Genomic DNA, 17,503 nt, shown 5'->3' with positions numbered 1-17,503 from the left:
GGGAACATGTGCCTCTAGTGATTCGGAGTTTCCTATGCTGCTTCAACGGATCGAGGCCTATCTCAGGCAGAGCCGGATGCCCCCGACGCGGTTCGGCCGCGACGCGCTCGGCGATCCCAATTTCCTGTTCAACCTGCGCGACGGCCGCGAGCCGCGGCCCGCCACGGTCCGGCGCGTGCTCGCCTTCATGGAGAGCCACGCGCCCGACGGCTCCAACCCGGGCGCGGGCCGATGAGGGGGTGGCGCTGGATCGAGGAGGGCGCGCTGTATGGCGCCATCGCGCTGGCCCTGCTCGCCGGCCTTGCCGCCTCCTACGGCCGCGAGCTCGAGGCGAGCCGGACGCCCGACCGCCGCTGGTGGATCCGGCGGCTGCTCATCATGCCGCTCCTCGCCATCGCGGCGACCGCGCTCACCGAGCTGCTCGGCCTGTCGACCAGCCTCGCCGCCTTCAGCGCCGCCATGCTGTCGCTGGGCGGCTATGATGCCCTCTATCTCGTCGAGCGACGCTGGCGGCGTGCCCTGGATCAGTTTCCGCAGCGGGGCTCCGGAGGCGAGGCCTCGGCGAAGGACTGAGCGGGGATGGAGGCGCCGCCTGCCAGCCCCTGCGCAAGACGATGTCTCCGGCCGAGGCGGCCCGGCCCGTCCCGCCCCTGTGGCGGCCTAGAAGCTTATCAGCCCGTCCCGAAGCCCGCGCACGGCCAGCTGCGCGCGGCTGACGACGCCCAGCCGCCGGCGCAGGCTCTTCACATATTGGCGCGCCGTCTCGTGGCCGATGCCGAGGATCATGGCGATCTCCCAGTCCGTCTTTCCGGCGGCGACGAACTGGAGGCATTGGGCCTCGCGCCGGCTCAGGCGCGGCGTCGACGCGACATCGGCGGGCATCCCCCTCAACCGCCGCGCGGCCCGGAAGGCATGCGCGCCCACCAGTTCGGCGCAGCCCAGCGCCGGGCGCGGAAGACCTCGCCCGCGGCGCACGGCGAACGAGCAGGAGCCGGCCGGCTCTCCGGGCACGTTCGCCGGGACGGTGAAGCCGGTGCCCAGGCCGAACCGGGCGCTCCTTTCCAGCACCTCGCGCTGGAGGGGCCCGATCGCGGCGAACCGCCCGAGCTCGTCCCAGCGGAAGGCGGCCTGGGTGCGGCCGCTGGCGACATGGACGGGATCGCAGCCGATCAGGCCGCTTCCGACCAGCTCCTCCTCCCAGCCTTCCGGATAGCTGTCGACGCGCACGAAGCCGGTTGCGCGTCGTCCCAAGCTGGCATGATGGAGCAGCGCGAAATAGTCGAAGCCCATCTCGCGCATGACCTCGTCGAGCAGCGCCCGCAGCTGCAGGTCGGACTCGCACAAGGCCACCCTGCGATCGAACTCGTCGACGAGACCGGAGTAGGACAATCACCCTCTCCTTGCCGACGGAAGACGCCAGGCAGGCCGGCCGCGACGAACAGGCCGGCGCCTTCCGAAGTCGATCCCGATGCCCAGTCAAGACAGGGCGGTTATTGCTACCGCCTCCACGCAAGGGGCAGAGAGTTGCGCCTGCACGTGTAATTATAATTGAGATATTTGGTTTCCGGGCGTCCTCTTCTCTTTGCATCGAGCGGCGATCGCGCTAATTCTGCTCCGCTCTCAACCCGCGACGCGAGCGGTCGAGACCCGGTTGCGTCGCTCAAGGGACGATTTCGGGACCGGCAGCTTGGAATGCCCCTCGGGATCGGACGCGCTGTCGCATGGCCAGCTTCGAGCGGGCGGAATCCTTCCTGCGTGAAATTTCCCTGATCCGGTCCGAGACCGATCTCGCCGGAGCCCTCGGCGAGGTCACCCGCGAGATGGGCTTCCACCATTTCGCCCTCTCGCATCATGTCGACGTGCGCGAGACCGCGGAGACGGCGATCCGCCTGCACAATTATCCGGACGACTGGGTCGACTATTATGACCGCAACCGGCTGGGCGTGTCGGACCCGGTCCACCGCGCCAGCCACGTCACCAGCGTCGGCTTTGCCTGGTCGGAGCTGCCCAGGCTGATCGCGCTGACGCCCGGAGACCACGAGATCCTCGCCCGCGCCGTCGCCAAGGGGATAGGCGACGGCTTCACCATTCCCGCCCATGTCCCGGGCGAGTCGAACGGCTCCTGCTCCTTCGCCAACCCTGCCGGCATCGTAGTGCCTGAGGACGCCCTCCCCTCGGCGCAGCTGGTCGGCGCCTTCGCCTTCGAGGCCGCGCGCCGGCTGTGGCGGGTGCGCGCCGGCGACCGCGAACCCCTCCCCCGCCTGACCGATCGCCAGCGCGAGTGCATCATCTGGGTCGGCCGCGGCAAGTCGGACTGGGAGATCAGCCGCATCCTCGGCGTCAAGGAGGATACGGTGGCGCGGCACGTGAAGATGGCGCGCGAGCGCTACGGCGTCGGCAAGCGGAGCTTCGTCGCCATCCACGCCTTGTTCGAGGGATCGATCAGCTTCCATGACATCTTCCGGCGCTGACCATTCCCTTTTCAGGGAATAGCCGGCGAAGCTTGCCCGCGGCGAAGCTGCCCCTGCTCAACGCAGGGAGAGTGACATGCTTCTCATCGCCGACAAGGTCCGCCATCCATTCGAGACGCCGGCGCTTCGCGCCATGTTCGCCGCGCGCAAGCGCGTCTTCGTCGACCTCCTCAAATGGGACGTTCCGGTCATCGACGACCGCTACGAGATCGACCAGTATGACGACGAGCATGCCGTCTACCTGATCCTGACCGACCGCGACGGCCGTCATCTCGCCTCCGCCCGGCTGCTGAGGACGACGCACCCCCACATCCTCGACACGCTCTTTCCGCAGTTGTGCGCGAGCCCACCCCCGCGAGGATCCGATACAAGGGAGATCACGCGCTTCTGCCTGGATCGCCGCCTGGCTGCCGCCGACCGGCTCGAGGTCCGCAACCGCCTGGTGTCGGCGCTGGTCGAGCATGCGCTCGCCGCCGGCATCACGACCTACACCGGCGTTGCCGAGATGGGTTGGCTGCAGCAGATCCTGGCCTTCGGCTGGCGCTGCCGCCCGCTCGGCCTGCCGCGCCGGATCGGCGGCAGGATGCTGGGCGCGCTGCGGATCGACATCGACGCCGATACGCCGCCCCTGCTCGCCGCCAGCGGCGTCGGCCGCGCGGTGCGTCCCGCGACCGAACCGGCCCTTCAGGCCGCCTGAAGGGAGGACGAGATGAAGACCATCCCCAAGACCAATTCCCTCGTCGATCGCTGGACCGAACGGCTCCTCGCCGAGGGCTTCTGCGTCATCCCCGACCTGGTCCCGCGCGAGCTGGTCGAGAGGCTGGACGCCGACCTGGCGGCCGATTTTGCGGAGACGCCCTTTTGCGAAGGGCGCTTCTATGGCGAGCGCACCAAGCGGTTCGGCCGGCTGCTGGCGCGTTCCCGTCATACCGCAGAGCTGGTCCTTCAGCCTCTGGTCACCGGCATTGCCGAGCGGCTGCTCCTGCCCTGGTGCGACCGCATCCAGCTCAACCTCACCCAGGCGATCGCCGTCCATCCCGGCGCGCTCGCGCAGATGCCGCACCGCGACCAGGACATGTGGCAGGGGCCGGTCGGCGAGATCGAATATCTCCTCAACGTGATGTGGCCCTTTACCCGCTACAGGCGCGACAATGGCGCGACCCGGCTCTGGCCGGAAAGCCATGGCCCGCGCGCCTTGCTCCCGGACCCGCAATCCGGCGAGACGGTGGCGGAGCTCGAGCCCGGATCGGCGCTCCTCTTCCTCGGATCGACCCTCCACGGCGCCGGCGCCAATCGCAGCACAGAGGTCCGCCGCGGCATGGTCACCGGCTACAGCCTCGGCTGGCTCAGGACCTACGAGAACCAGTTCCTCGCCTACCCGCCGGAAATCGCCCGCACCTTCACGCCCGAGCTGGCGGCGCTGATCGGCTATCGCCAGCACCGGCCCAATCTCGGCAATTACGAGGGCCGCTGCCCGTCGATCCTGCTGGCCGACACGGAACCGGGCCCGCTCGCCGCCGCCGACGCGCTCCGCCCGCACCAGCGGAAGGCCGTCGACGCGCATGCCTTCGAGCAGGCGGCGTGACGCCGTCGGCCCATGTCGGGTGGCCGGGGCGATGAGCCCCGGCCCCACCTTCGAGCGCGTCTACCAGGCGCTCAAGCAGCGGCTGCTCGAGGGCGCGTTCGCGCCGGGCGCCCATCTCGAGCCCGCGGCGATCGGCGCCGAGCTCACGGCGAGCATCACCCCGGTCCGCGACGCGCTCCACCGGCTGGTCGGCGAGCGGCTCGTCGAATCCCCCCGGCATAACGGGTTCGTCGTGCCCTCGCCCACCGAGGCCCAGCTGCGCGACCTCTATGGGTGGAACGGGTCCCTGGTCGTTCTGGCCCTGCGCCGGTCGGTCGCGCGCGAGTCCCGGCGGCCGCCCCCGCTCCCCCCTTCCCGCAGGATGCCGGGCGAAGGGGCGACGATGCGCGCGCCCTGCCTCTTCCACGAGATCGTCCGCGCCGCCGGCAGCGCCGAGCATCGCGACGCGATCGAGCGGATGAACGATCGCCTTGCCTGCGTCCGGCGGGTAGAGGCGCAGGTGCTCGCCGGCCTCGCCGAGGAGGAAGGCTCGCTCACCCGTGCCTGGCGGGAGTCTGACCTGAGGATGCTGGCGGGCCTGGTCCGCGCCTATCACCGCCGCCGCCAGCGGCAGGCGCCGGAGCTGCTCGAGGCGCTTCGCACCACTTCGACATCCCTCGGCTGACGCCGGACGACGACTCAGGCTCGCCGCCCGTCAAAGGCGCGGCCCCTCTGCGAGGTGAGGGCGTGACCGCGCCGCAAGCAGCGGGACCGGCGCAACGAACCTGCCTCGCTCCCGAGACATCGGCAATCGGATCGTCTGCTCGCACGGACGGCAGCACCTATACTCCCCGGTGAGTTTACAGGCGTCCGGCCATGTCCGACTATCGTCGGCCAAGGAAGGAGCCGCAAGATGGTGCCACCTGCCGCGACGACGCGCGACGAGATCCTCATCGCTGCTGACGACCTGTTCTATTCCGAGGGCCTGTCGGCGGTCAGCATGGACCGGATCGCCGCCCGCGCCGGGGTCACCAAGAAGACCCTCTATTATCATTTCCGGTCCAAGGACGACCTGATGGGCGCCTATCTCGAGGCGCGGCGCGCGCCCGTCCTCGAACGCTATCAGGGCTGGGCCGGCACAACCGGGAGCACGGCGGAGAGGATGTCGAGGGTCTTCCGCAAGCTGGCTGCCGCGGCTTCGGATCCGAGCTGGCACGGCTGCGGCTTCCTGCGAGCCGCCTGCGAGCTCGCGCATCTTCCAGGCCATCCGGCCTCGCTCGCCGCGCGCCGGCACAAGAAGGAGTTCGAGGCGTGGATGCGTTCGATGCTCGAGGAGGAGGGCCGCGCCGACAGCCCTGGCCTCGCCCGCGCGCTGATGATCCTGCTCGACGGCGCCATCGTCCACACGCTGATTCACCGCGACCCCGCTTATGCCGAGGCCGCAGCAACGACGGTGGACGTGCTGCTGGCGACCACTGCCAACCCCGCGAACACAGCGGCGCGTTGCCAGCCTCCTCCTTCGGCCGAGCGCCTGCGCGCCTGAAACCAGGCTTTCAGCGCCGATTGCGATTGCAGCGGGCCAGCGCCTCCTCGTCCAACGCAGCGGAGAGGCCCTCGAGGCTCAGAACCCGGCCGACACGGCTGGCGAAGCGGTAGCAGGCGCGCTCGACCGCAGCAGGCGTATCGGCGAGGCGCGCGCTGCACCTGTTCCCCTGGCAAAGCCACAGGATACCGTCGACGGCGACGCGAGGGCGTGGCCGGTAGGCCCATTCCAGCGTGACGGTCACTTCCACATCCGTCGACCGGGGCTCGGCGGCCGCTGCAGGCGTGACGGAGACGCCCGCGGCAATGAGGAGCGCGATCATCATGTGGCGAGGCTTGGACATGAGCGGATGATCGCCCGGGGACTGGTGTTGAGCAATTCACTGTTGGGGATACACGCCCTCGTCCGGGACCCGAGCCTATAACCGGAGGTCTTTCGCCCGCGGCCCTACTTCCTTCCTCCCGATGCTCGTCGGCTGGCTTGCGCCATGTCAGGTCGTGCAGCGGTCGGATCAGCTCTACCGGGAGCTGCCGTTCAGTCATGCTGCCGATCCGGTGAGGGAGACGGCGGCAAGCGAGATGGTGGTCGCCGCCATCACCTTCCGCACCACCGTCGGGGGTTGAGAATGCTCAACCGAAAGCAGCCCTCATCCTCCCGTTTCGGGTTCCCTCGGCTTCTGGGGCCGCCTCACTTGGCGGGGGCGGGCTTTGCGGTCCGCCTGAGAGGCATGCTTGACAGCCAGGGGATCGATCACTCGAGGGGCTCCTACCGCTGTGGAGCCCTCCTCCTGTTGGGTCGATTGTTGGAGACGGCAATGTAGCGCCTGTCTAAAGTCGACTACGTCACAGCGAGCGCGTGAACAAGGACGGAGGACCTCCCAATAAACTTTACCACTTCCTGAAGCCAAATGGGGCGCCGTACACCTCGGAGGCTTCTCGCTGAGTCTTAGCATGGAGATCAACAAATGAGTCTATTCCACGAAGCCAATCAGCCTGCGCTTGACGCCAATGGCGATCCGATCCCTGGCGCTACTTGGGACTTCTACCTCACCGACACTCTCACACCTGCGAGCGTTTACTCCGACGCCTCGCTTTCAACTTCGGTTGGCTCGAATCTTACAGCCGATTCATCGGGCCGTTTTGCGGTCGCTTACCTGGATGATGACCTCACCTACCGGGCGGTCCTCAAGGATGTGGGCGGCAGCACGATCACGGACATTGATCCGGTCAACGTAAAGTCCCAGATGTCCTCCATCGGCTTGAAGGTGGAGGCCGAAGGACTGTACATTCCGCCTAGGGTCACTCGAGTTCAGACGACGGGTTACCATACGGCAGGAGTTGGGGCGGCTTGGTACTACCACAGTGTCGCCGAGAACCCAGACCTGACGACGTATCCCCGGCTTGGGTTTACTGACGCCAGCGGACGAAAGTTCCGGCTCGACACCACGAACTATCCGTTCACGCCTTACGTTTATGGTGTACCCACCGGCGGTCCCGATCCGACAGAAGCCCTTCAGGCATACTTCGACTACATGACCGCAAACAGCGTTGCCATGCCCTATCTGATCGGCGGTTTCACTGTCACCGATGGCATCGTATGGGGTAATCCTGACGGCACCAACTCAGTCACAAGGCGCTTCGATGGTGGGACGTTCAGCCTCACGGCCGGCGCGGAGATGGACAATCTCCTAACGATCACCAATTTGCCCTCGGCGCAGATCAGATGTCGTATCCAGTTGCGCGGAGGCTCAAGCCTTTCGGCAAATTACAGCACTCGCACTCAGTGCGCTGTGGGTCTTCGTATCGTCGATAGTCGCCAACTCGCGCTTGATGATTTGTTCATTCAGGGCTTTTGGTTCGCGGGCGTCCATGCTGATGGCGAGGCATCGTCGAACAGCAACTTTGTTCGGATCGGTTCCATTGAGGCGGACTATTGCGGCAGCGGCAACTCAGCTAGTGGCCAGAGTTTGATATCTATCTATTCTAATCCAGTTAACACTGGCTCGGCCAATTCGACCTCGCAATACACAACAATATCCCTGGCTACAATGCCGCCTCCAGCGCTCTTTAGCGACAATGTAAGCGGAGCTCCGTCCACGCTGAATAATTTCCAAGTGCGAATCAGTGACGAACTCTACACTATCATTAAGGCCGACTATGTGACGAACACGCTTCGAATCTATCCGTGGCTTAATTCCGCCACACCAGCGTCTGGCACTCTTAGCTACGTCTGGGGCGGTGCAGTCGATAACAGAGGCGAGTGCAACTGCTGGACGATCGGAGTGCTCGAAGCCGGATCATGCGGCCGGGGCGGCTCTTTCGGGGCGCTGTATGGGCCGACCATCAACCTGCTATCGTCGCAGGACAATGGTCAAGGCGCCTGCTTTGGCGGCAATCCGGCAGCCGCTTGCCGCGGCACCCACATCCTCAACTTCTACACTGAGGCGGAGGATGAAAAATTGGTGTTTGTCAACCGTTTCGGAGGGAACAATACAGGACGTATCAGCAGCACCTATTCCCTGAAACCTATCGATGTGATCGCCACCGGGCAGGCGCGTGACGGCTCCAACAATCGCACGACAGACACCTCAGCCATTAATAATTGGACGATTTTCTACTCTGGCGCTGACGTCGTCTATTAGCCGATTGTGTTGAGAAACTCCTTGCGCAGACATTCGCGTGCCGCGGCGCTCGCAGACTGAGCATTTTTGTTCTTTCAGCCGCACGCGCAGCCTCCATTAGGGGGGCTGTGCCACGAGCGCCGGAATAATCTTGCACGCCAGCGGACGCTTCCTCGAACGAAGGGTGAGAACCGGGCTTGTTCAACAGAATCGACCAGAACCAGTCAGATCATGCTACCACTTTCGTGCACATGCCTGCCCATGCCAGCAGCGAACCAGCACCAGTCGGATGTTGAAAGGCAACGTGACTTGACGCACAGTTAAGCTGCGGCCTCATCTGTCGGCACGGGCCGCGGGCATAGTCCCGCCGGATATCACGCGCGTCCATCCGTTTCAGGCCGGACGACCCATCTCAGGCCAAGGCCGGCGCGGGATCGTCTCGCGCGCACTCAGCCGCGTTGGTCCCGCCGGGCGAGAGATGGACAATTGCGACGACGAGCGAACTGATGATCCCCTCAAGGCTACCGCCCCGGCGGATGGGCCCGTAGATCGCCTCTATCGCGACCGCGCGGCGAGGCTGCGCCGCAGGCTCCAGCGACGGCTGCAGTCTTCGGAAGAAGCAAGCGACATCGTGCAGGATGCCTTCGCCCGGCTTCTCGGAGCCGCCGGGCAGCAGCACCTTCGCCAGCCGGAAGCCTTCCTCAACCGCATCGTCCGCAACCTCCTCATCGACCGGGCGCGGCGTTCCGCGCACCGGCCGAAGCATGTCGAGATCGATGAGGCCAACGAGCCCGCCGTCGCGCCGGCCCAGTCGGACGGAATCGAGGTCGATCAGCTTCGCGAACGCTATCGCGCCGCCGTCGCCGCCCTGCCGCCGCGCATGCGCGAGGTATTCCTGCTCCACCGCGTCGACAGCCTGGGCTATGGCGAGATTGCCGAGCGGCTCGCCATCAGCGTCAGGACGGTGGAATGGCATTTCGCGGAGGCGATCGTGAGGATCGGGAGAGAATTGGACATTCCGTGACTGCCAGACCGTCCGATCCCGTCGAGGAACAGCTGGCGCGCGACGCCGCCACCTGGTTCGCACGGATGAGAGGGCCGGATGCCGAAGCCGCGCGCCCGGGCTTCGAGGCCTGGCTCTCGGCGGATCCCGCCCATCGCAGCGCCTATGCGCGCGCCGCCGAGATCTTCGCGATGGGCAAGCTCCTCTCCGAGCCGGACGCTGCTCCAACCGCGGCCGCGGCATCTCGCCGGGCGGCCAGGCGCGGCCCTCGCCCCGTCCTTGCCGCGGCGGCCCTGCTCGCGCTCCTGGCCGGCGGCTGGCTGGCGGTCAGGCTCCCCTGGTGGAACAACCTGTCCGAACCGGTTGCCGGTTCCGCCGAGGGCGGAGCGGAACGGCTCGCGGTGCTGACCGCGCCCGACGGCGAGCCGAGGCACATTCGTCTCGCCGACGGCTCCCGCCTGCGCCTTTCACCGGGGTCCGCCGTCGCGGTCTCCCTGGACGCCTCGCAGCGGCGACTCGAGCTGCGGCGCGGCCGGGCGCTTTTCGACGTCTTCCATGAGCGCCGCCCGTTCGTGGTCGAGGCGGGCGGCGGCCGCATCATCGCCCGCGGCACCCTGTTCGACGCCTCGCTGACGGCCGGTGCCGTCACCGTCCGCCTGCTGGAAGGTGCCGTCGACGTCGTGGCGGCCGATGTCGCTACGGATCGAGGGTCGTCCGCGCCGAAGCGCCTTTCGGCGGGACAGTCGATGCGTTTCCCACCCTCGCCAGCCGCGTCGACGGCCCCCGCACCCGCCGCCTCGGGCGTGCGCGAGTTCGACGGCATCCGCCTTGCCGAACTGATCGCCGAGGCCAATGCCGCCGGCCGCGGCCCCGATCTTGCCGTCGCCGATCCCGCGCTCGCCGCCCGCCGCATTTCCGGCCGGTTCAGGATCGACGACCCCGAGCGCCTCGCCGAGCGGCTCGCCATCCTCCTCGACCTCGAGCTGGATCGAAGCGCGGCAAACCGGATCCTCCTGCGCCTACGCTGATAGCGAGAATTTTTTCGGCCCCGGCCCCGTAGTCCGCGGTTCGCGACGTCAATCCCCCTGAAGCCGGCCGCTTTGCGAGTCGGACGGGAGGGGAAAGACATGATCTTCAAGGATGCAATTCGTGCGGCCTGTCTCGCGGCGACGGCCATCACGGCGATCGCCATGCCGCCGCAGGCCTGCGCGCAGCCGTCGACGGCGGTGGAGCTCGACCTGGCGGCGCAGGACCTCGGCGCCACGCTCCGCGACATCTCACGCGCCACGGGGCGCGAGATCATCTACATGCCCGAGGTCGTCGCGGGCCTGCGCGCCCCTCCCCTTCGCGGACGCTTCACCGCGGAAGAGGCGGTGACGCGCGCGCTGGCCGGGACCGGCCTGGTCGCCGAGGCGAGCGCCGGAGCCCTGATCGTCCGGTCGCGCGCGTCGACTTCTGAGGCAAGCCGTTCGGCCAACGCTGCGAGCGCCGACATCACGGTCACCGGCACGCGGATTCGCGACGGCCAGTCGCCCTCGCCGATCATCGTCAGCACCCGGCGCGCGCTGCTCGAAGCGGGCGCGAACGACCTTGCCGATTTCACCCGCCTGCTTCCGCAGAACTTCACCGGCGGCCAGAATCCCGGGGTCGCCGGCGGCGGCAGCCAGGGCGGCCAGAGCAACATCAACAATTCGGCGACCCTGAACCTGCGCGGGCTCGGTCCGGACGCCACCCTGACCCTGCTCAACGGCCACCGCATCGCCTATGACGCCCTGAACCAGGGCATCGACATCTCCGCCATCCCGCTGGCCGCCGTCGACCGGATCGAGGTGATCGCCGACGGCGCCTCGGCGCTCTACGGCTCCGACGCGGTCGGCGGCGTCGCCAACATCATCCTGCGCCGCAGCTATGAAGGCCTGCAGACCAGCGCCCGGATCGGCGCCTCGACCGCCGGCGGCAATCTCCAGCAGCAGGCCGGCGCCGTCGGCGGTGCCGACTGGTCGTCGGGCGGCTTCATGGCCGTCTATGATTTCAGCCGGGCCACGCCCATCCTCGCCGGCGACCGCGACTATATCACCGGCCTCGATCCCTCGCAGAGCCTCACCCTGCGCAGCGTCCGCCACAGCCTGGTTGTGGCCGGCCGCCAGGACCTCACCCCCGGCATTGCGCTCGAGCTCGACGGCTTCTTCAGCCATCGACGCTCGCGCAAGCAGACCACCTTCTTCGCCGACCGCGACGTCCTCACCGACGGGCTCCTCAATCGCCCGCTGGTGCGCGCCTGGTCGGTCGCCCCGACCCTGCGGATCGACCTGCCCGCCGGCTGGCAGGCCTCGCTCGTCGCCACGGCCGGCGTCAGCCGGACCGAGATCGATTCGAGCCGGTTCGACGCCGGCGTCGAGAGCCGCCAGTTCCTCCTCTACGAGAACCGGATGCGGGGCTTCGAGGCCAATGCCGAGGGCCCGCTGTTCAGGACCCCCGGCGGCGTCGCCCGCCTCGCCGTCGGCGCTGGCCTTCGCCGCAGCCTGCTCGAGGTCAACGTCGCCCAGAATCTTCGCGGAAGCGTCATCACGACTCGCGACTTCACCGACTCCCGGGACGTCCAGTACGCTTTCGGCGAGCTTTCCTTCCCGCTGGTCGGTCCCGAGCTCCAGGTCCCAGCCATCCGTCGGCTGACGCTGAGCGCCGCCCTTCGCTACGAGCGCCACGAGGCGGTTGACGAGGTGGTGACGCCGAAGCTCGGCCTGGTCTACCAGCCTTATCGCGACCTGATCTTGCGCGCCTCCTGGGGCCGGTCGTTCAAGGCACCGACCCTCGACCAGCTGAACCAACTCCCGGAAGGCGCGCTCATCCCCGGCAGCTTCTTCTTGCCCCCGCCGGTCCCGCCGCTGCCCGACGGAGACTCGGTGCTGCTGCTCGCCGGCGGCAATGCCGCCCTTCGCGCTGAACGGGCCGCCACCTGGTCGGCGTCCGCCGAATGGACGCCGGCCTTCGCCGAGGGACTGCGACTCCAGGCGAGCGTCTTCGACATCGACTATCGCGGCCGCATCGCCGCCCCGGTGACCGGCCTCTTCTCGGGCCTCGGCAACCCGCTCTACCGCGATCTCATCACCTTCGACCCGGCGCCGGCCCTGGTCGAGGCGATCGTCGCCGGGCTGCCGCTCGGCTATGACAACCTGACCGGCGCGCCGCTCGACCCGGCGCGCGTCGGCGCCATCTTCGACATCTCGATTCGCAACGCCGCGCGGGAACGGGCCCGCGGCGTCGACCTTGCCCTGGACTATGACCTCGCGCTCGGCGCCACCGACCGCCTGCTGATCACCGGTGCCGCCAGCTATCTGGAGAGCGAGCGGCAGCTGATCGAGGGACAGCCCTTCGTCGAACGGGCCGGCCGGATCTTCAATCCGCCCCACTGGCGCGGCCGCCTCGGCGCGACCTGGCGGGGCGAGCGCGCCAGCCTCGCCGCGGCGCTCAACTATGTCGGCGCCGTCCGCGACGCCCGGCGCCCGGTCGTCCAGGTCATTCGCCCCTTCGTCACCCTCGACCTCAATGCCAGCTTCCGCAGCGGCGCTGGGTCCGGGCCTCTCCAGGGTGTCGAGCTGCGCCTCTCCCTCCCCAACCTGCTGGGCGAGCGGCCGGCCCTCATCCGGAATCCGGACCCGGGCTCGGTGCCTTTCGACTCGACCAACCAGTCGGCCGTCGGCCGCTTCATCGGCCTCTCGGTCACCAAGGCCTGGTGATGCGCGCCATCCGCAGCCTCGCACTGCTCGGCGCGCTCGCGCCGGTCGCCCTGCTCGCCGCCGAGCCGGCCGCGCCGGATTGCCCCGACATCCTGCCCGATCGAGCGGCCGCCGCCACGCCCCGGCGTTCGGTAACCCCGGAGGATCTCGTCCGACTGCGCGATATCGGCCCCGCCGGTCCCAGCGGCGAGGGCGGGGCGCTGCTCGGCCTCTCGCCGGACGGCCGCCGCATCGCCTTCCAAGTGCGGCGAGCGGATCCCGAGCGCAACACCTACTGCCTCGCCCTGCTGGTCCTCGACCTCCGGCCCGGCTCGATGCCGCGCATCGTCGATCAGGGCGGCGAGCTCATCCGCAGGACCTTCGATTTGCGCGGCATGGCGGGCTTCCCGACCGGAATTCCCCTGCCCGTCACGCCCCGCTGGTCGCCCGACGGGCACTGGATTGCCTTCCTCAAGCGCGAGCAGGGCGTCACGCGCATCTGGCGGGCCGAAGCCGACGGAAGCGCAAGCCGTCCGCTTCCCACCGGGCCGGACGATGTCGAGGATTTCCGCCTCGCGCCGGACGGCACGTCCATCACCTTCACGGTGCGGCCGGGCCTGCGGCTCGCACGCGCCGCCATCGCCCAAGAAGGCCGTTCGGGCTTCCATTATGACGAACGCTTCTCGCCGATGAGCAGCGATATTCCCTTCCCGCCGGCGCCGATCCCCAGCGAGACGCGTGTCCTCGATCTCGCGTCCGGCGAGGTTCGGCCGGCGGGCGTGGCCGAGGCCGCCCTCATGACGTCGCCGGCCGACCCACCGGGCGGCGGCGTGGCCTCGGCCCCTTCGGCCCTGCGCGCATGGCTCTGGATCGAGGGCCGCGACCCGCTCGCGCCCGACGCGTCGATCCTCAAGGCGCAGCTGCCCGGCCACGGGACCGCGGCCTGTCCGGCGTCCGCCTGCGGCGGCGCCCGCTTGCCCTGGTGGAGCGGCGACGGGCGCATCCGCTTCCTCCGGCGGGAAGGCTGGGCGCGCGCCTCGACCGCCATCCACGAATGGGATCCCCGGACCGGCTCCGTGCAACGCCTCTACGAGACCGAGGACCTGCTCGCCGACTGCGTGCCCTCCGGCGAGGATCTCGTCTGCCTGCGCGAGACATCGCTCCAGCCGAGGCGCCTGGAGCGGCTCGACCTCCGGTCCGGCCAATGGGCGCTGCTCTTCGACCCCAATCCAGAGTTCGCGACTCTCGAGCTTGGCGCGGCCGAGCGCCTGCACTGGCGCAACGATATCGGCCTCGAGGTGATCGGCGACCTCATCCTTCCGGTGGGCTACCGATCCGGCCGACGCTACCCGCTGATCGTCATCCAGTATCACACGCGCGGCTTCCTGCGCGGCGGGACCGGCGACGAATATCCGATCCAGGCCTTTGCTGGCCGCGGCCATGCCGTCCTGAGCGTCAACCGGACGCTCCATGTCGGCCTCGCCCAGGGCCTTCGCAACGAGATCGAGGTCGAGCGTGCCAATCTCGCCGGCTTCGCCGATCGCCGAAGCACCCTCTCCTCGGTCGAGACCGGAGTCCGGCACCTGATCGCGCGGGGTATCGCCGATCCGGAGCGCATCGGCATCACCGGGTTCAGCGACGGCGCCTCGACCGCGACCTTCGCGTTGATCAACACTTCCTTGTTCAGCGCCGCCGCGATGAGCAATTGCTGCATCGACACGACCTTGCCGACGCGGGTCGGCCCGGGCGCCGCGCGTGAGTTCCGTGCCGTGGGCTATCCCAGGCTGATCGATCGCGCCGAGACTTTCTGGAGCCGGATCTCGATCTCGCGCAACGCGCGGCGGATCCGCGTGCCGATCCTGCTCCAGCTCGCCGACAGCGAATATATGAGCGCGCTCGAGAGCTTCACCGCCCTGCGCGAGGCCGGCGCCCCGGCGGACATGTACGTCTTTCCCGGCGAATATCATGTGAAATGGCAACCGGCCCACCGCCTGGCCGTCTATCGCCGCGCGCTCGACTGGTTCGACTTTTGGCTGCGCGGCCTGCGGCCCCGCGATCCCGCACGCCAAAGCGAGCTGGCGCATTGGGATTCGCTCAGCCACGACGCCGGCCAACCGGCTATCGACTGACGGCGCGTCGCCGACAGGACCAGGCGTCCAGCCAGGCCTCGACCGGGAGCAGCTCGAGGATCCGCATCCGGTCACCCACGGGAATCGCCGCACCGCCAAGAGCCGCCTGAATCCGCTCTCGATCGATCAACCCGCTCGCGGCCAGGCGACCCGATAGAAGGCGCTCCCGGATGTAATCGCGGTGATGCTCGAGGAGCCGCGCCGCGAACGGGTCCGGGCTGCCTTTCGTCCGCCGCCGAACGATCCGCTCGGGCAGGTCCTTCGCGAAAGCCTGCCGCGCCACCGCCCGGTCGAACCCGCCTGCCCGCCACTCCCAGCTGGGGATCGCCAGGCAGGCCTCCATCACCGGCTGTGACAGGAGCGGGTTGAGCACCGGCGCAAGCCGGCTGCGCGGCGGCTCGAGATTGCGCTGGACCCGCAACAGCGAGGCGATGTGGGCCGCCTTGCCCGGAAGGGCGCCCGGCGGCGCCTCCAGCCAGGGATGGTGTAGCTCCTCCCCGGCAAGGCGCTCCAGCACGTCCGCCTGCAGGAAGGTCGCCTCGCCCCTCCACCGATAGCCGGGCGGAGCGCGCAGGAGCCGCAGAGCCGCTCGCGCGGCCTGCCCCGCGCTGCAGCCGGTCTGGCGGCAGACATGGCGGAGCGTCCGCCACGCGGCGGTCGACCAGCCTTCCCGCAGCCATCGGTCCGCGATCGGCGCGGCCGACTGGCTGTGCCCGAACACATTGTCGCCGCCATTGCCGGTGACGAAGGCGTCGCAGGACAATTCGCGTGCCACTTCCTCGTGCGCGCGCTCATAGGCCAGGGCATGGCTGAACCCGAACGGGCGCGGAAGATGGGCGCTAAGCGGCGCCTCGATGTCGACATCCTCGAGGCGAAAGGGCCGCTCGACGAGCCGGAGGCCCAGCCGCTCGCAGACGAGACGCGCATAAAGCCGCTCGTCGCCGACCGGGTCGTCGTCGTGAAGATTGAGGCAAGTCAGCCCCTCCGCGGTCGCGAGACACGCCGCGACGATCGACGAGTCCAGCCCTCCCGACAGGCTGAGCAGCGGCCGATCGGCGGTCGAAGCCCAGCCCTGCACCGCCTGTCGGACAATGCGCCGCAGCCGCTCCGGATCGACAATCTCATCCGCCCCGCCTGGCACGCCGACATGGTCCCAGGGCGACCAGGAAACGCTCTGGCGACGCAGATCCCCGGGGAGCTCGACCGAGAATCCGGGCAGCAGCTCGACAACCCGGGCCAGGACGGTCTCCGGCTGGGGAAGGCCGCCGCCGAACAGATGCCGCGCCAGCGCCGCCTCGTCGATGGCCGGCTCGAGGCCACCCGCGTCGATGAGAATACCGACATCGGAGGCAAGCAGCTGACAGGCGCCGGCGGACGCCATGTAGCAGGGCAAGGCGCCGGACGGATCTCGCGTCGCGATGACCGAGCTTCCTCGGACGAAGGCCGCGACATAGCCGCCCCAGAAGGCCCTCAGCAGGCGCAAGCTTCCCTCGGCCGCGAGGGCAGCGCGATCCTGTTCGTCGAGCACCGCGACCGGACGAGCCGCTCCGTGGCGATGGAACAAGGTTCCGGCAATCGCGCCCGACTGCCCGAGGACGAAGGCGCCGCATCCCGGCCCCGTCAGAAGCGCAAGCGGAAAACCGACCGAGCTAGGCGCGAGTCCGCACCGGTCCGCGATGCCCCGCACCCTTTCCGGCCAGCCGGCGGCGTCGCTTCCAACGATGAGGAGGAAGGTCGGCCTCATTCCACCACCCGGACCGGCGCAAACTGACGCGCCTGCTCGAAGCCGCCGACGAGCACGGCATGCCCGCTCTGCACCCAGCAATGGGCCGTGAACGGATCGAGCCTGACTCCGAAGACGAGCTTCGGCCGGAGCCCTCGCCACCGGCACAGGCGCATCAAGGCGAACGCCCGCACCAGGCAGCGATCCGCGGCAGGAAAGATCAGGCTGGTCCTCTCGAACGCGCAGGCGATCTGCCGGTACCGGTCGTCCGACGCTTCAGCCGGCGCCGCCGCATCCCGGCGTTCGATCCGCTCGAGGATGAGGTGAATCCTTCGAAGCCGCAACTCCAGGATCGTCACGACCTCGGCGGCCAGGGCGGCTGCCAGGTCCCGCAATGATGGGCGCGTGGCCGCCGCATCGGCCAGGTCAAGGCCCGGCGGCGCGATTGTCGCGGGCTCAGGGAATGGGGATGCGGTCGAGGCGATCCGGACCAGTCCCAGGTCGGCCAGTCGCCCCAGCTCCGCCTGACGCTCCTGCAGATTTTCGCCTCGTGAAAGGCGCAGGAACAGGTCTCGCCACTCCCCGGCCAGACAGAAATAGCGGTCGGTCGAGATGTCCAGGAAGACGACCCGGCCGCAACAGAAGCCGTAGGACAGCCCCTCGCGCAAGGTGACAGTCATGGCTTGGCCGAAACCGGGTGGACGCGCGCCCCGAAAGGCGCGCGCCCGTGCCGG

Annotated in this window: 17 protein-coding genes; 13 read left to right on the top strand and 4 right to left on the bottom strand. The window is 68.6% G+C overall.

Annotation, left to right across the window (positions count from 1 at the left end; translation table 11 throughout):
* Window positions 1–34: 34 nt before the first annotated feature.
* Complete coding sequence (locus tag DDE10_RS08200) at window positions 35–235, top strand: hypothetical protein (protein WP_114952230.1); 201 nt, start codon at window positions 35–37, stop codon at window positions 233–235.
* Window positions 232–573, top strand: coding sequence for a hypothetical protein (locus tag DDE10_RS08195; RefSeq protein WP_114952229.1), 342 nt, complete (start codon window positions 232–234; stop codon window positions 571–573). The genes DDE10_RS08200 and DDE10_RS08195 overlap by 4 nt, the downstream gene beginning before the upstream one ends.
* 87 nt (window positions 574–660) lie before the next feature.
* On the opposite strand, the gene DDE10_RS08190 is transcribed toward DDE10_RS08195, so the two are convergent.
* The gene (locus DDE10_RS08190) at window positions 661–1,389 is read right to left on the bottom strand and encodes a LuxR family transcriptional regulator (RefSeq protein WP_114952228.1); all 729 of its coding nucleotides are present in this window, start codon (window positions 1,387–1,389) and stop codon (window positions 661–663) included.
* A gap of 332 nt (window positions 1,390–1,721) precedes the next feature.
* On the opposite strand from DDE10_RS08190, the gene DDE10_RS08185 reads away from it, so the two are divergent.
* From DDE10_RS08185 to DDE10_RS08165, 5 genes are all read left to right on the top strand, one after another.
* A complete protein-coding gene (locus DDE10_RS08185; protein WP_114952227.1) occupies window positions 1,722–2,471 on the top strand; it encodes a LuxR family transcriptional regulator in 750 nt (249 codons plus the stop codon).
* 76 nt (window positions 2,472–2,547) lie between these two features.
* On the top strand, window positions 2,548–3,168 hold the full coding sequence (locus tag DDE10_RS08180) for an acyl-homoserine-lactone synthase (RefSeq protein WP_114952226.1): 621 nt from the start codon (window positions 2,548–2,550) through the stop codon (window positions 3,166–3,168).
* 12 nt (window positions 3,169–3,180) lie between these two features.
* A complete protein-coding gene (locus tag DDE10_RS08175; RefSeq protein WP_114952225.1) occupies window positions 3,181–4,056 on the top strand; it encodes a phytanoyl-CoA dioxygenase family protein in 876 nt (291 codons plus the stop codon).
* 31 nt (window positions 4,057–4,087) lie between these two features.
* Window positions 4,088–4,720, top strand: a complete 633-nt coding sequence (locus tag DDE10_RS08170) for a GntR family transcriptional regulator (RefSeq protein WP_162806479.1) — start codon at window positions 4,088–4,090, stop codon at window positions 4,718–4,720.
* Window positions 4,721–4,948: 228 nt separating this feature from the next.
* The gene (locus DDE10_RS08165) at window positions 4,949–5,578 is read left to right on the top strand and encodes a TetR/AcrR family transcriptional regulator (protein ID WP_114952223.1); all 630 of its coding nucleotides are present in this window, start codon (window positions 4,949–4,951) and stop codon (window positions 5,576–5,578) included.
* Window positions 5,579–5,588: 10 nt separating this feature from the next.
* On the opposite strand, the gene DDE10_RS08160 is transcribed toward DDE10_RS08165, so the two are convergent.
* Window positions 5,589–5,903: a CC_3452 family protein gene (locus DDE10_RS08160; RefSeq protein WP_162806477.1), complete on the bottom strand. Its 315-nt coding sequence runs from the start codon at window positions 5,901–5,903 to the stop codon at window positions 5,589–5,591.
* A gap of 172 nt (window positions 5,904–6,075) precedes the next feature.
* Here DDE10_RS08160 and DDE10_RS23745 point away from each other — a divergent pair, with 172 nt between their 5' ends.
* The 6 genes from DDE10_RS23745 (at window position 6,076) to DDE10_RS08135 (ending at window position 15,046) form a co-directional block, all read left to right on the top strand.
* On the top strand, window positions 6,076–6,201 hold the full coding sequence (locus DDE10_RS23745; protein ID WP_284734514.1) for a hypothetical protein: 126 nt from the start codon (window positions 6,076–6,078) through the stop codon (window positions 6,199–6,201).
* A gap of 341 nt (window positions 6,202–6,542) precedes the next feature.
* A complete protein-coding gene (locus DDE10_RS23400; protein ID WP_162806475.1) occupies window positions 6,543–8,219 on the top strand; it encodes a hypothetical protein in 1,677 nt (558 codons plus the stop codon).
* Between the two features lie 457 nt (window positions 8,220–8,676).
* Entirely contained in the window at window positions 8,677–9,222 is a 546-nt protein-coding gene (locus DDE10_RS08150; RefSeq protein ID WP_114952220.1) for an RNA polymerase sigma factor, read from the top strand.
* A complete protein-coding gene (locus tag DDE10_RS08145) occupies window positions 9,219–10,229 on the top strand; it encodes a FecR family protein (protein WP_162806473.1) in 1,011 nt (336 codons plus the stop codon). The genes DDE10_RS08150 and DDE10_RS08145 overlap by 4 nt, the downstream gene beginning before the upstream one ends.
* A 99-nt stretch (window positions 10,230–10,328) precedes the next feature.
* Window positions 10,329–12,938 carry a TonB-dependent receptor gene (locus DDE10_RS08140; RefSeq protein WP_114952218.1) on the top strand — a complete coding sequence of 870 codons (2,610 nt, stop codon included), beginning with the start codon at window positions 10,329–10,331 and terminating at the stop codon, window positions 12,936–12,938.
* Window positions 12,938–15,046, top strand: a complete 2,109-nt coding sequence (locus DDE10_RS08135) for an Atxe2 family lasso peptide isopeptidase (protein ID WP_114952217.1) — start codon at window positions 12,938–12,940, stop codon at window positions 15,044–15,046. The genes DDE10_RS08140 and DDE10_RS08135 overlap by 1 nt, the downstream gene beginning before the upstream one ends.
* Here DDE10_RS08135 and DDE10_RS08130 read toward each other — a convergent pair.
* Window positions 15,036–16,790, bottom strand: a complete 1,755-nt coding sequence (locus DDE10_RS08130; RefSeq protein ID WP_114952216.1) for an asparagine synthase-related protein — start codon at window positions 16,788–16,790, stop codon at window positions 15,036–15,038. The two genes, DDE10_RS08135 and DDE10_RS08130, sit on opposite strands and share 11 nt — an antisense overlap.
* Window positions 16,787–17,449, bottom strand: a complete 663-nt coding sequence (locus DDE10_RS08125; RefSeq protein ID WP_114952215.1) for a lasso peptide biosynthesis B2 protein — start codon at window positions 17,447–17,449, stop codon at window positions 16,787–16,789. The genes DDE10_RS08130 and DDE10_RS08125 overlap by 4 nt, the downstream gene beginning before the upstream one ends.
* Window positions 17,450–17,503 lie beyond the last annotated feature (54 nt).

The sequence above is a fragment of the Sphingosinicella terrae genome (assembly GCF_003347635.1).
Taxonomy (GTDB): Bacteria; Pseudomonadota; Alphaproteobacteria; order Sphingomonadales; family Sphingomonadaceae; genus Allosphingosinicella; species Allosphingosinicella terrae.
Note: the sequence above shows the minus strand (reverse complement) of the source record. Positions and strands in the feature narration are given on the sequence as shown.